This window comes from Chryseobacterium pennae, from assembly GCF_003385515.1.
GTDB classification, from domain to species: domain Bacteria; phylum Bacteroidota; class Bacteroidia; order Flavobacteriales; family Weeksellaceae; genus Chryseobacterium; species Chryseobacterium pennae.
Window position 1 is genome coordinate 226,585 of the sequence record NZ_QNVT01000001.1, and the last position, 13,289, is coordinate 239,873.

Below are 13,289 nucleotides of genomic sequence, written 5' to 3' on the forward strand. Positions count from 1 at the left end.
CAATATTAGATTTTATAAATATGAATCCCGGCTTTGAGCCGGGATTTTTGTTATCTTTGTCTACAAAAAAATAGATTATGGATTTTTACAAGATTTTTCTTAGTGCACACAAAGGATTCGGATATTTAGAACTACTTTTAGTTGCATTATTTATTATTGCACTTTTAGCTACCATGTTCGGTTTCAGTGGAAAAGTGAACAAATTTTTAAAGAAGACCACTCTCTTCACGATGATTTTCTTCCACGTTCAGTTTCTATTAGGAATATGCTTGTTATTCATATTTTCACCAGGTTTCAAAGCTGCATTAGATTCAGGAACATTAATGAAAGATGCCTACAGCAGACAGACATTTGTTGAGCATCCATTCTCTATGTTAATCGCAGCAGTATTAATGACCATTATCAACAAAAAAGTAAAATCTAACGATACAATTTCCCTTGGTATTACTATTATGGGATTAATCGCAGCAGGTTTATTTGCATTCGCATTCCCTTGGACAAGAGTCTTTGGGGCTTAAAACACACAAAAAATTATATGCGTTATAATTTATAAATAGTTTAATCTTAAATTTTTAATTAAATCAATGAAAGTAGCTGTAGTAGGTTCAACAGGAATGGTTGGACAAGTTATGCTTAAAGTTTTGGAAGAAAGGAACTTCCCTGTAACAGAATTAATTCCGGTAGCTTCCGAAAAATCTGTAGGTAAAAAGGTGAAGTATAAACAGAAGGAATTTACAATTGTAAGCATGAAGGACGCTATAGCTGCCAAACCGGATATTGCTATCTTTTCTGCCGGAGGTTCTACTTCTCTTGAGTTTGCCCCTTTATTTGCAGAAGCTGGAGTAACAGTTATCGACAACTCTTCAGCATGGAGAATGGATCCTGATAAAAAATTAGTCGTTCCTGAAATTAACGCAGATGTACTGACTAAAGAAGACAAGATCATTGCAAATCCGAACTGTTCTACCATTCAGTTGGTAATGGTCTTAGGGCCACTGAACAAAAAATATGATTTAAAAAGAGTCGTTGTTTCTACTTACCAATCCGTAACAGGAACAGGTAAAGCAGCGGTTGATCAGTTAAACGGTGAAATCAGCGGTGATGAATCTGCTGCAAAAGTATACCCATATCAGATTTTCAAGAATGCATTGCCTCATTGTGATGTATTTGCTGATGATGATTATACTAAAGAAGAAATTAAATTGATGAAGGAGCCTAAGAAAATCCTTGGCGATGATACATTCAATTTAACTGCAACAGCCGTAAGAGTTCCGGTTCAGGGAGGTCACTCAGAAAGTGTAAACATTGAATTCGAAAACGAATTTGAGCTGGATGAAGTAAGAAAGATCTTATCTGAAACACCTGGAGTAATCGTAATGGATGATGTGAAAAACAACCACTACCCGATGCCTTTATACTCAGAAGGAAAAGATGAAGTCTTCGTAGGAAGGATAAGACGGGATCTCTCACAGCCGAAAACGCTCAACCTTTGGATCGTAGCAGACAACCTGAGGAAAGGAGCCGCAACCAACGCTGTACAAATCGCAGAATACCTTGTAGCAAACAACTTAGTATAAACTAACAAAATAAAAAAGAGTCTCAGAATTGAGATTCTTTTTTTTATCAAACATAGTATGAATACCCCGAAGAATACCCACAAAGAAAAAATAGGATTCCAAAAGATCATTGCCACTTTTGGAGTTATCCTCTTCATTGGAAAGATCATTGCCTGGAAGCTTACCAATTCCGATGCAGTATTCTCCGACGCCATGGAGAGTATTGTGAATGTCATCAGTGCATTTATGGGATTATATTCACTTCACCTTGCCGCAAAACCTAAAGATGAAGACCATCCTTATGGTCACGGAAAGGTTGAATTCGTCACTTCTGGTATTGAAGGCGCCTTGATTGCCATTGCAGGACTTATGATCATCTATGAAGGCATATCCAGCCTCATCGTAGGAAAAACCCTGAGCAAAATTGACTTAGGAATCTGGATCATTGCAGCAACAGCTGTTATCAATTATCTTCTGGGATATATTTCTATAAAGAAAGGGCAAAAAGAAAATTCATTGGTTCTTATTTCTTCCGGAAAACACCTGCAATCAGATACCATCACAACCCTTGGAGTAGTAGCCAGTTTAATTATTGTTTACTTTACCAGAATTTATTGGCTGGATTCTGTTGTTGCTTTGATATTTGGGCTTTATATCATATTTGTAGGCTATAAAATTGTCCGGAAATCATTAAGCGGTATTATGGACGAACAGGATCCGGAAATACTGCATCAGGTAATCAGAATCCTTGAAGCAAACAGGCATACAGAATGGATTGATGTACACAATATGAAAATCCAACAGTTTGGAGCCTCGCTTCATATTGATGCCCATATTACCCTACCCTGGTATTATGACCTTCGTGATGCTCACAATGAAATGGAAAAAGTCATTATTCTTTTGGCTAAGAACATCAAAAGAAACATCGAATTTAATTTTCACATGGATGACTGTAAGCCTATTTCATGCCCAGTATGCCAGATTACAAACTGCCCTGTTCGCCAAAAAGATTTTGTAAAAAGAGTGGAATGGACCGCAGACAATGTAACCCGTGTACATAAACATACTGTAGACTAGAAAATATATAAAATTTAAAAAGGCTGAGAAAGCAAAAATATAAGGGTATTACTTATCCTTATTTGCTTTCTCAGCCTTCTTTATTTACGATCCATTTGTTTTCTATAGTAAAACATCGGAACAATCAGCAGTATAATTAAGGGCTGAATCACAAATCTTCTCATATAAAAAGAAAAAAGATACCCAATTTCAAATCTGTTCTGAATACAATACAGATAAATAGGAAACGTAATCAGGAAAATGATAAGAATCATCAAAGCGCCCTGTATAGTCCATTGTTTATTTTTAAATAAGCCCTGAATAATCAGGCATGAGAAAAACAAATTAAGAGCAAATCTAAAAAGATAGCCTCCCACTAATTTACCCCATTCAAATGCAGGAAATGCAATATTTTTATTGGCCTCATGGAAGTAATCCAGAAACGGATCATAAAATATTTTATCTTCCATTACCCTTACTCCTATCAAGCCACAGATGCCTGAAATAACCAGAAGCCAACTAAGAATTTTCATGTTTTAAAGCAAAGAATTTAATCCAGATTAACCAAAGTAAAACCACACTACCATAAATCGCTGCCGGAAAAACAAAATCATGGAACATCTTACCATATTCTTTGTGTTCTGCCATCACAATATTTAATCCTACAATCCGTAAAAGATTGATAATATAAAGTAAAACCAGCCCCGTCAGCACAAAAACAAATGTTTTAGCTCCTTTATAAAAAGCAAAAACAAAGGATACAAAGAGGATCATGACAGAAATAGCATTACAGCCTTCCACCATTCTTGTTACATATTGCTTCTTTACATAAAACCAGACCTGCTCATTCTTCACATCATTGTACAGTTGGGAAGGATAACCTAAAACATTTTGTACCGCACTCGCCTGGTCGGCAATAATTTCTGAAAAAGGATCCAAACCGGAATCCTTACCCGCATTGAGATAAAATTGATACGCAACAAGCAACACCAGATAAATAATGATGAAGCGCAGTAAAATTCCTAGCACCGGCTTAAAGTCCTTTAACATATTACAAAGATAAAAATTAGGCTGTAATAACCTGAAGGAGAAACAAGAAAGTTAAAACATACCATTAAAAACCGGATATAGGAAGCTTAAAACAACTACCCTGTGATAAATCAAAGAAAAATTACCCGAAACCTTTCAAATAAAGCTTACAAAAATAAGCCTCATCATATATTTTCATGCTTAATTCTCCCCTCTTCCAGCTTCCCTCTTCCAGCCTAACACTATTCGTGTTAAATTAGTATATTTGTTTCCATATTATTATGACTTCTGACAACGCCAATCGATTTTTTGAAACCCATCTCGGTAAAAAATCCACTGAATTCATCACCTTAGCTCAAAGCGGTTCTGCGAGGGTCAACTTTCTGGCCATAACCGATACTGACCAATACATTATCACCTACAATGAGAATATCCCGGAAAATGAAAGTTTTCTTTACTATTCCAGTGTTTTTTCTGAACTTCATCTTAACACTCCTTCTATTCTCGCTATTTCAGAGGACAGGAAAATGTATGTACAGGAGTTTTTAGGAAAACAGACCTTATCGGAGATCATTACAGAAGAGCATTTATCAGTTCGGGTAAAAGCTTTGGTACAGCAAACCCTGAAAAAACTTTTTACACTACAGATTCAGACTCAGGAGATCATTGATTTCTCCAACACATTTGAATATGAAAGCTATGATGAACTTCCTATTGTTCATGATCTTTATTATTTTAAAAATTTTGTAGCTGATGTTCTGGAACTGGAATATAATAAATCTACTTTACTGAAAGAATTTAAAAAGATATCAGCATTGGTGGAAAACCTGGAACCCAAAGGCATTATGATCCGGGATTTTCAGGCAAGGAATATCATGGTGAATGAAAAAGATGAAGTTTCTTTTATCGATTACCAATCGGCAATGAAAGGTCCTTTGATGTATGATGTTATTTCATTCCTTTTTCAGGCTAAAGCTGATTTCCCTGAAGACTTTAAAAATGAAATGCTGAATTTTTACATCCAGCTGTTTGAAGATCAAAGAACTCAAGATCAACTAAAAGAATCGGTTAAACCAATTCAGATGATGAGATTTCTTCAGGTTCTGGGAGCGTATGGCTTCAGAGGCTTAATTCAGAGGAAACAACACTTTATGACAAGTCTTGAAAAAGGAATCCAAAACATCACACAATTTGCGGCTTCCTGGGAAGACATGAAAAATTATCCTGAACTTAATAAAGTCATTGAACAATTGACCTCTGGTAAAACAGAACAGAAGATTAAAGAAATATTAAATTTGAACCAGTAAGCTGCTTTAAAGCTTTAAGAATATTAAGATTATAAATATCTTAGTGGTTCTAGTCCAAATAATAAAATAAAAAAGAAAATGCTACACATAGACATCCACAGTTTTTCGTACAAGAAAGGAGGAATTCCAAAAGATCAATCAGGAAACGGAGGCGGTTTTGCCTTTGACTGCAGAGGAATTTTAAATCCCGGAAGAATTGAAGAATATAAAATCCAAACGGGAAATGATATCGGTGTTCAGGAGTATCTTGAAACTAAAACTGAAATGCCTAAGTTCTTAGAACTGATAAAATCTCTCGTATCTATTAATATTGATGATTATCTGGCAAGAGGTTTTGAAAATCTTCAGATCAACTTCGGATGTACTGGCGGACAGCACAGATCCGTATACTCTGCTATAAAAATCGCTGAATTCATCAAAGAAAAATATCCCAACGGAACCGTGATAACCATTCATCACGATGAACAACCACAACTAAATCAATAGATGATAAGCGATCATTGATAAATGATAAATTAATCCTTTAATTTTAACTTTCATTTATTAATACACAGAAACATTATCATTCATCTATTATCAATTATAAAAAATGAAGGCTCTTATTTTCGCTGCCGGAAAAGGCACCAGGCTTAAGCCGTTTACAGATCACCATCCTAAAGCTCTGGCTAAGGTGAATGGTATTCCTCTTTTGGAAAGAAATATCAATTATCTGAAAAGCTTCGGAATAACAGATTTTGTTATTAATATTCATCATTTTGGGGATCAGATTGTTGATTTTTTAAATAAAAATGATAACTTCGGCTGTAACATTGAAATCTCCGACGAAACCAACGAATTGTTGGAAACCGGGGGCGGCTTGATTTTTGCCAGAAGATTTCTTGATCATGGAGAAGATTTTTTAATTTTAAATGCTGATATTTTAACTGAGATCAATATTAATGAATTGGTAGAGTATCATAAAAAAATAAAAGATTTTGCTACTTTAGCGGTTTCGGATCGTGAAAGTTCAAGAAAACTCCTTTTCAATGATGATTTGGTATTAAGAGGTTGGCTGAATGTACAAACAGGTGAACAGAGACTTGCTGAATTCAATAAAGGGTTTAAAGCTCTTGCCTTCAGTGGGGTTCATTGTATCAATCCTGTCATCTTTGAAAAAATAAAAAGAAAAGGTAAATTCTCCGTTATGGAAGAATATCTGGATCTAATGCAGACGGAACATATTCATGGTTTTCTGCATGACAGCATTCTTATAGATGTTGGAAGACCAGAATCTGTAATAGAGGCTGAAAAACATTTTAAATAATTTTTACAAATGGAAATTGATGGAATGAGGGATGAAAGTCTAGTAAACCCGGAATTAGATAGCAACGAAACAAAGCTTCACAATAGTTTCAGACAAAAAACATGGGATGAAACGATCACGAAGGACAGCTGGATGGTCTTCAAGATCATGGCAGAATTTGTAGATGGCTATGAAAAACTGGCAAAAATAGGCCCATGTGTATCTATATTTGGTTCAGCACGTCTGAAGCCGGAAAATAAGTACTATGACATGGCCGTGGAAATTGCTGAGAAAATTACAAAACTAGGTTTCGGAATTATTACCGGTGGTGGTCCGGGAATCATGGAGGCAGGAAATAAAGGAGCTTTTAATGCTAAAGGAAAATCCATCGGGCTTAATATCGATCTTCCTTTTGAACAGCATTTCAATCCTTATATCAATAAATCCTATTCTATGAACTTCGATTACTTTTTCGTGAGAAAAGTAATGTTTGTAAAATACTCCCAAGGCTTTGTAGTAATGCCGGGAGGTTTCGGAACATTGGATGAACTTACTGAAGCGATGACTTTGATTCAAACCAATAAAATCGGTAAATTTCCCATCGTATTGGTGGGGACTGAATTCTGGGGTGGATTATTAGACTGGTTTAAGGCAACCTTATTAAAAGAAGGAATGATTGCAGAAGATGATCTTGATCTTTATCGTGTGGTAGACACTGCTGATGAGGCAGTAGCACACATTAAAGCTTTTTATGATAAGTATTCTGTGAATGTAAATTTTTAATTGGCATATTATTTGTGAACTATAACTAGCAAGAATGATTGTAAATCTATTAATTAAGATGAAAAAACTTTTATATATATCAGGAATTTTAACATTTTTTGTGTTAATGAGTTTTATGTATGTAGACTTTTTCTCTTCAATGACCAAAGTGGATTATATTGATGGAAGCAAGACATTGAAGTTTACCACAAAAATGAATACAAGCCATATCTCTGATGCCATTAAAATCAATCCCAACACAGCAGGATTTGAAGCAGAAGTGAAAAAATATGTGAACAATAATTTTGATGTATTTGTCAATGGTGCTCCCAAAACAATTACCTTCACCGGAAGTCAGATAAGCGGAGAAACTGTATGGGTGTATTTTGAAACCGGAGGGGTTTCTGATATCACTACCCTAAAGATTAAAAATACGATTCTTTTAAGCGCTTTTCCTAAGCAGATCAACCTGGTCAGCGTTGCTTATAAAGGCAGCCAGAAAATGATGAATTTTCAAAGAGGAAAAGAAGTGAATGAAGTTTCCTTTTAAATGAAACAACTTATAATATAAAACCACTGCTGTTGCGGTGGTTTTTTGTTATTATCTACTCAATACATACACATTCTTACTTCATATTCAATATCATCCTCATCATATTGAAAAATATTTTTTCCTAAAAGCCAGCCTTAAGGATAGGCATCCTATTTTTGCTCAATATAATATCTGACACCACAAGTATATCTCAAATTGATGTGGCATTATATGCCCATTCCTAATATCAGTAGAGCTATAAGAAACAAGGGCATCTCCTCCTAGCGTAAATCCTCCCTTACAATGACCTTTCCTATAGTTTTGTACATCATATTTTCATTAGAATATACTGTTGAGATACTCATTGCTAATCATGTAAGAAATCAGGAAAACAATAGGGACGCCTTTCACCATAACATAAAAAAACCGGCTCTTCCGAGCCGGTTTTCAATTTATAAAAACAATAATTATTGTCCTTTGATTTTGAAATCATCTACTTCCCATGTTGAAGCAGCAGATGTTGTAGAAGTATATTTGAATGCGATTCTTACATTTTTACCTAAGAAAGCACTTAAGTCTACATTTCCTGAACTTATCCAATCTCCGAATGCATTGGTATTGGTATCCAGAATTGCCGGAAGTGTTGTCCAGTTTGTAGTTGTTACGTCTCCTGTATAGTTATCTGTAGCAAATACCTGTATTGCGTTTCCTGCATATCTTACGTCTGTAGTAAAGGTTACTACTGCTTTAGATTTTCCAACTAAGCTAACTGCTTTAGAGATCAACCAGTCTTCGTTAACAAAATTATTACCTGCACCTCCTGCATTACCGTTCATCATTGCATAGTAGTTTGTTCCGTTTCCTTGGTTAGAAGTTCCCCAGAATTGATTTGGTCCTTCTTTGTTTACAGTTGTCCAGTCTGTACTGAATCCACCAGAAGCGAAATCATCCTTATAAAGAACCGGAAGTGGAGTATAAATACTTCCGTCACATCTAGGATTTGTTAACTGAAGATCAGGAAGCTTAGTAAACCACAATTGGTAAGTCCCGTTGAATACACTTAAAATAGCATATACATCTCCTTTACCACCTGCAACTTCAATTGTACTTGCAGCCTTTCCTGCAAAGATACCTCTTCCGCTGGTTCTTAAAGTAATTGTCTTTCCTGAGCAGTCTTCTAAAGTTCTGTTAGAAAGAGCAGTACCATCAGCGTATGTTTTTCCCAGATCTCCGTTAATGAATTCAAGATCTTTAATTTTGATCCATCTTCCTACATCTGCAGTCGTTAACTGAGAAATTGATCTTTCAGAAGCAACAACCGCTCTTGCAGGTTCATTGGAATCGTATAAATATTTGTATACATCTTCTTCTTTCATTCTGTATCCGATAGCAGAAGTTGCATCATTAGAACCTAACTGCAGTTCACCAGCTACGTTTCTGATGTATAGTCCATTTAATTTAATGAACAGATCTTTGCCTACTTTAAATCTGGCATCCTGGAATAGATCCGTTTTATTGATATTGATCTTAATTCCTCCTGTTGCATCTTCTACGTATAGATATTTGAATAAGTTTCCTGCTTCATCATTAGCAGTAACCTGAGCTTTCACATAGAAATTACCTGTAATCTGTACCAATCCGTTTGGAGCTAATCCACCTGCAAGCTGCTTGATGTCTGCCACCGTTTTAGCCGTAAGATTTGCATTGCTGAATCTACAAGGATTTTCCTGAATATCATCCTGACGTGGGAAGTGCTTATCTTTCCCATCCGGGCCTAATGGTCCTCCTTCCATATCAAGGTCACTTACTTTATTGATATAGAATTGGTAAGTCGTATTAGAACCTGATTGAAATTTACTGAAGATTCCTTTGAAATTTCCTTTTCCAGCAGGAATATATTGATTTGCAAAAGAAGAATATCCACTGTTTCTTACAACGGCAGTATTTTTGTAAACTTTGGCTACGTTGTCCCAATTCTGACCGATTACTTTATCTACTGTCTGACCATTAGGGGCAAAGTTTGAACATAAAGCTTTAGCATCAAATTCTACATTATTCAGCTCAACTAAACAACCAATTAGATCTTCTTTGCTTTTAAGATCTGCTATTGAGATTACCAATGGCTTAATGTTACCTCTTGTGGTACAAGATCTTGAAATTACTTTTGGAGCTAATTTCTCAGGAATTCTGGAAACTCCGTTTATTGCTGATTCTGCTCCTGTTTTTACTCCCAGCTGAACAACTCCTCCGTAGGTACCTACTGCAAGACCGTTAACTTTTACATATATTTTAGATCCCTGAGGAAATCTTGTATAAGAACTTACCATATCTACACTGATGGTGAACCCATGAGTAGGATTTTCCAATGCATCCTGAATATAGATCGTTTTATAGATATTCCCGGTTTCATCTGTAGAAGAAACATATCCCTCAATATACAAATCATCACTTGGATCATTAGGTTTATCTGCAGGGAAAACATAAGCAGCTCCGGTAGGGTTATTTACAGTAAACTTCTTTTTAAGGTCGCTTAACGTCATATTAGCCTGAAAATCCGCAACACACTGATATCCATCCAGATTAGGCTCATCATATTTATCATCATGCACACATCCTACGGTAATCCATAGAGAAGCAGCTGCGATAAACATATATTTTAAAATTGAATTATATTTTTTCATTGTAGTCGTTATTAGAATCTTAGATAAACATTAGTAAAGAACGTTCTTCCTCTGTCATACCAAAGTTTTGGTCCGAAATAAGGAGTTGCTCTTTGAGACTCAGCAAGTGCATCTGTAAAGTTAGCTGCTCTACCCTGCTCGAATCCACCTGTTACATAGTTTCTGTTATTTAAGATGTTATTCACAGAAATACTTACCCCAACTCTGTATTTTCCAAATTGGAAAGATTTACCGGCATTAGCGTTCAGCATAAATTGGTCATCAAATTTCTTCTGAGCAGTAAGCTGCTGGATAACTTCCGGTGTTGCCCCATCATAAATAAGACCTCCGGAATCCGGAATCGTGTACATTGCAGCCGTTTTGTTAAGCGCAGAGAAATCAAGATACTGATCCATCAGATAGTTAGCAGAGGCTCCTACCCACCAGTATTTAGGTGAATTGTATTTTAACCCGAAAGAGAATGCTTTCTGAGGAGTACCGGCCACTTTGTAATCTTTAATATTTGCAGCACCATAGCTTCTGAAACCATTAAGATCATCTACTGAATAGACCTGTGGAGTGTTTGTAAATTTGTATTCACCAACACTTGCTACCCCTATCGCATTAATGGTAGGTGTAATTTTTACATCGAACCCTAATTCAGCTCCCATATATCTCTTATCAGCGCCACTCATTGCCTCATTAATCAATGTATTATATGATCCTGAGTCTGTAGAAACAGCCGCATAATATCTTGCTAATTCAGTAGAGTTGCTGATTGTAGTATAATATCCTGATAGTCTTAATTTCAAGATCTGACCTCTCATGATATAGCTGATATCATTTGAGTTGATGATCTGATTCTTAACACCCGGAGTCAGGAAATCTGAAACCCTAGGGTTGATATAGATCTCATTAAGTGTAGGAGCTAAGCTAAAGAATGCTCCGTTATATACGATAAAGTTTTTACCGTTGATCTTATAGGTAATTTTACCTTTAATACCAGCATCTAAAGCATTATAGACAGCACTTTTTCCTTTGGAGTTATTGGTAAACTGAGCGATTCCACTTCTATAATCTCCATTTCTGTAAGATTCAGATTGCGAAGCAAATATGGAAGCTACTACATTCCATTTTTTGAAATCAATTTCAGTAGAAACATTCAATGAATAATGATTTCTGGTCAACTGGTAAGAATATTGAGTTCTGTCTCCCACTCTTACTCGAGTATTCGTGTCATCAAGATTGTATCTTACATCATTGTTGAAAGGATTAAGATTATTCGCATAATCTGCTCCTAATAAATCATTAATTCTTCTGAAGTTATCTGACTTTAAATTCTGATAGTTAAAATTAACATTCAACTTCCAGTTATCTTTCAGCTTTGTATCAAAGTGTGATGAAAAGTTGAAAGTTTTGTCTTTGTTAACGTCATCGATCAAGGTATAAGAAGCTCCTCTGGAAGTTATTCCATCCATTTCGAACTTGTTAATACGGTTCGTATTATATAGATAATTCCAGTCGATCTGAGATTGCTGTCTGAATTCATCAGCAGTCAAGAGACCGTAGCTTGGTAATTTTCTGTAGTATGTAGGGTTTGGATCTGCAGCGTGGAACCAGTCTAATCTACTTCTCGCATCGCTACCGAACTGATAGGAAACCGTATTGGTCCAGTTAGAGTTTTTACCTATTTTTAAGTAATCTGTTAACATGAATACCGGCTCATACACGTTTCTGATTCTGGAGTTTCTCTTTTCTCCATCCTGCCATCCCCAGTATGAGTTATAATTTTTCCCCATAAGGTCATAAACCTCCTGAGTATTTGGAGCATTGGAAGCTCTATAAGTAGGAGATCCAAAAGCCGTTAAATTAAGAGAGTGTCTATCGCTGAATTTCTTCTCAATAGAAGCAAAATAAGCATAAGCATCCTGATACACTCCATCCAGAATTGCTCTGTCTCCCCATCTTCTGCTTGCTGAGAACGTAAATGCCCAACCGCTTTTAGAAAGACCGGAAGAATAAGTAGCAATGGCTCTGTGTAAGTAGCTTCTGTTGGTAAATGAATACGCTAATGAAGTTTGTTTTCTATAGCTGGATGCTCTTGTATTATAATAAACAGCACCTCCCAAATTACCAAAAGTATACTCTGAAGGAGTGATGTTATCTACATTTTCATAAGGATATCTCGTTACATCATTAAGACCTCCCCAGTTATTAAAGTCTACTTTTCCATCATCATTTTTAGACATGGAAACACCATTAAAAAGAACATCCTCAAATCTGTTGTCTACCCCTCTTGGTCTGAACCAGTAAGCACCCAGTTCAAAAGCGGAAACATTCTGGAAAGCATCTCTTCCTGAGCTTAAAAGTCCTACAGTAGGCTGCATTGATGAGCCTCCATCTTCGGTATCATTTGCAGAGTCATCAATAACTATTACTCCTGCATCTGATCCTAAGTTGTAATTAAGTGTAATAACACCTAAATCTTTTCTCTTCTCATCTGCAGCTACATCAAACTCTAAGATCTTAGACTCAAAGTTTGGTTTTGTCACTGTGATTAGATAGTGGCCAGGTTTTAAATCCACAAACTGGAAGTATCCAATTTTATCCACAGATGTGTCGCCGGTGGACTGTGCTAGATCTACTTCTGCTTTCTCTATAGGCTTACCATCCTGATCTTTAACATACGCAAAAACAGTAGTTTGTGCAAAATAAAAAGAGGCAGGCATTAAAGTAAACAAAGAGATTAGGGATAGTTTTTTAATCATAATAAACTTATTTTTAACTCCTTCTTTATTTAAGGGGCAACAAATTTAGGACTATTTTCATTAACTCAAACATTTTTAGTTATTTATTCTATTAATTTTTCTTAACGCACTGTAATTATCCTAAAAATATGCTCCAATTTTAATCAATCACAAAAAACAGCTATAGGTTTTAATAAAAGTCACCAACATTATGAGCTTACTATTTTTAATCCTCAATAAAACGTTCATTTTTTAACATTATATAAATGACAAATAACTTCCTGACCTATCAAATAACACCCTGTAATAGGTTTATTTCAGATGTTTTTATAGTAAGCTTAACCTTTTGTTAAATTAA

At 35.6% G+C, this 13,289-nt stretch carries 12 protein-coding genes; 8 read left to right on the forward strand and 4 right to left on the reverse strand.

Features of this window, described 5'->3' with window-relative positions; translation table 11 throughout:
* Positions 1-77 precede the first annotated feature (77 nt).
* From DRF65_RS01035 to DRF65_RS01045, 3 genes are all read left to right on the forward strand, one after another.
* Positions 78-518 (forward strand): hypothetical protein, encoded by a 441-nt coding sequence (locus DRF65_RS01035; protein WP_115968134.1) that lies wholly within the window; start codon positions 78-80, stop codon positions 516-518.
* A gap of 66 nt (positions 519-584) precedes the next feature.
* Positions 585-1,577, forward strand: a complete 993-nt coding sequence (locus tag DRF65_RS01040) for an aspartate-semialdehyde dehydrogenase (RefSeq protein ID WP_115968136.1) — start codon at positions 585-587, stop codon at positions 1,575-1,577.
* A gap of 57 nt (positions 1,578-1,634) precedes the next feature.
* Positions 1,635-2,633 (forward strand): cation diffusion facilitator family transporter, encoded by a 999-nt coding sequence (locus tag DRF65_RS01045; protein WP_115968138.1) that lies wholly within the window; start codon positions 1,635-1,637, stop codon positions 2,631-2,633.
* An 80-nt stretch (positions 2,634-2,713) separates the two neighbouring features.
* On the opposite strand, the gene DRF65_RS01050 is transcribed toward DRF65_RS01045, so the two are convergent.
* Together DRF65_RS01050 and xrtF are read right to left on the reverse strand one after the other, a co-directional pair.
* A complete protein-coding gene (locus DRF65_RS01050) occupies positions 2,714-3,145 on the reverse strand; it encodes an exosortase F system-associated membrane protein (RefSeq protein WP_115968140.1) in 432 nt (143 codons plus the stop codon).
* Positions 3,132-3,662 carry an exosortase family protein XrtF gene (gene xrtF, locus DRF65_RS01055; protein WP_115968141.1) on the reverse strand — a complete coding sequence of 177 codons (531 nt, stop codon included), beginning with the start codon at positions 3,660-3,662 and terminating at the stop codon, positions 3,132-3,134. Before xrtF ends, DRF65_RS01050 begins: the two co-directional genes overlap by 14 nt.
* Before the next feature lie 260 nt (positions 3,663-3,922).
* Between xrtF and DRF65_RS01060 the strand changes: the two genes are divergently transcribed.
* The 5 genes from DRF65_RS01060 (at position 3,923) to DRF65_RS01080 (ending at position 7,542) form a co-directional block, all read left to right on the forward strand.
* Positions 3,923-4,948, forward strand: a complete 1,026-nt coding sequence (locus DRF65_RS01060; RefSeq protein WP_115968143.1) for an aminoglycoside phosphotransferase family protein — start codon at positions 3,923-3,925, stop codon at positions 4,946-4,948.
* A 78-nt stretch (positions 4,949-5,026) separates the two neighbouring features.
* Entirely contained in the window at positions 5,027-5,434 is a 408-nt protein-coding gene (locus DRF65_RS01065) for a RapZ C-terminal domain-containing protein (protein ID WP_115968145.1), read from the forward strand.
* Positions 5,435-5,537: 103 nt separating this feature from the next.
* Positions 5,538-6,251: a nucleotidyltransferase family protein gene (locus DRF65_RS01070; protein ID WP_115968146.1), complete on the forward strand. Its 714-nt coding sequence runs from the start codon at positions 5,538-5,540 to the stop codon at positions 6,249-6,251.
* Between the two features lie 24 nt (positions 6,252-6,275).
* Positions 6,276-7,013, forward strand: a complete 738-nt coding sequence (locus DRF65_RS01075; protein ID WP_115968641.1) for an LOG family protein — start codon at positions 6,276-6,278, stop codon at positions 7,011-7,013.
* Between the two features lie 58 nt (positions 7,014-7,071).
* Positions 7,072-7,542, forward strand: coding sequence for a DUF6702 family protein (locus DRF65_RS01080; RefSeq protein ID WP_228438434.1), 471 nt, complete (start codon positions 7,072-7,074; stop codon positions 7,540-7,542).
* 449 nt (positions 7,543-7,991) lie between these two features.
* On the opposite strand, the gene DRF65_RS01085 is transcribed toward DRF65_RS01080, so the two are convergent.
* A complete protein-coding gene (locus tag DRF65_RS01085; protein ID WP_115968150.1) occupies positions 7,992-10,205 on the reverse strand; it encodes a DUF5689 domain-containing protein in 2,214 nt (737 codons plus the stop codon).
* Positions 10,206-10,216: 11 nt separating this feature from the next.
* Positions 10,217-12,952: a TonB-dependent receptor gene (locus DRF65_RS01090; RefSeq protein WP_115968152.1), complete on the reverse strand. Its 2,736-nt coding sequence runs from the start codon at positions 12,950-12,952 to the stop codon at positions 10,217-10,219.
* Positions 12,953-13,289: the final 337 nt, after the last annotated feature.

Bases quoted from the DNA above. Each gene is read 5' to 3' on its own strand.
- DRF65_RS01080 (WP_228438434.1), top strand. From the start codon at position 7,072: ATGAAAAAACTTTTATATATATCAGGAATTTTAACATTTTTTGTGTTA.
- DRF65_RS01050 (WP_115968140.1), bottom strand. From the start codon at position 3,145: ATGAAAATTCTTAGTTGGCTTCTGGTTATTTCAGGCATCTGTGGCTTG.
- DRF65_RS01085 (WP_115968150.1), bottom strand. From the start codon at position 10,205: ATGAAAAAATATAATTCAATTTTAAAATATATGTTTATCGCAGCTGCT.
- DRF65_RS01060 (WP_115968143.1), top strand. From the start codon at position 3,923: ATGACTTCTGACAACGCCAATCGATTTTTTGAAACCCATCTCGGTAAA.
- DRF65_RS01040 (WP_115968136.1), top strand. From the start codon at position 585: ATGAAAGTAGCTGTAGTAGGTTCAACAGGAATGGTTGGACAAGTTATG.
- xrtF (WP_115968141.1), bottom strand. From the start codon at position 3,662: ATGTTAAAGGACTTTAAGCCGGTGCTAGGAATTTTACTGCGCTTCATC.
- DRF65_RS01070 (WP_115968146.1), top strand. From the start codon at position 5,538: ATGAAGGCTCTTATTTTCGCTGCCGGAAAAGGCACCAGGCTTAAGCCG.
- DRF65_RS01090 (WP_115968152.1), bottom strand. From the start codon at position 12,952: ATGATTAAAAAACTATCCCTAATCTCTTTGTTTACTTTAATGCCTGCC.
- DRF65_RS01035 (WP_115968134.1), top strand. From the start codon at position 78: ATGGATTTTTACAAGATTTTTCTTAGTGCACACAAAGGATTCGGATAT.
- DRF65_RS01075 (WP_115968641.1), top strand. From the start codon at position 6,276: ATGAGGGATGAAAGTCTAGTAAACCCGGAATTAGATAGCAACGAAACA.
- DRF65_RS01065 (WP_115968145.1), top strand. From the start codon at position 5,027: ATGCTACACATAGACATCCACAGTTTTTCGTACAAGAAAGGAGGAATT.
- DRF65_RS01045 (WP_115968138.1), top strand. From the start codon at position 1,635: ATGAATACCCCGAAGAATACCCACAAAGAAAAAATAGGATTCCAAAAG.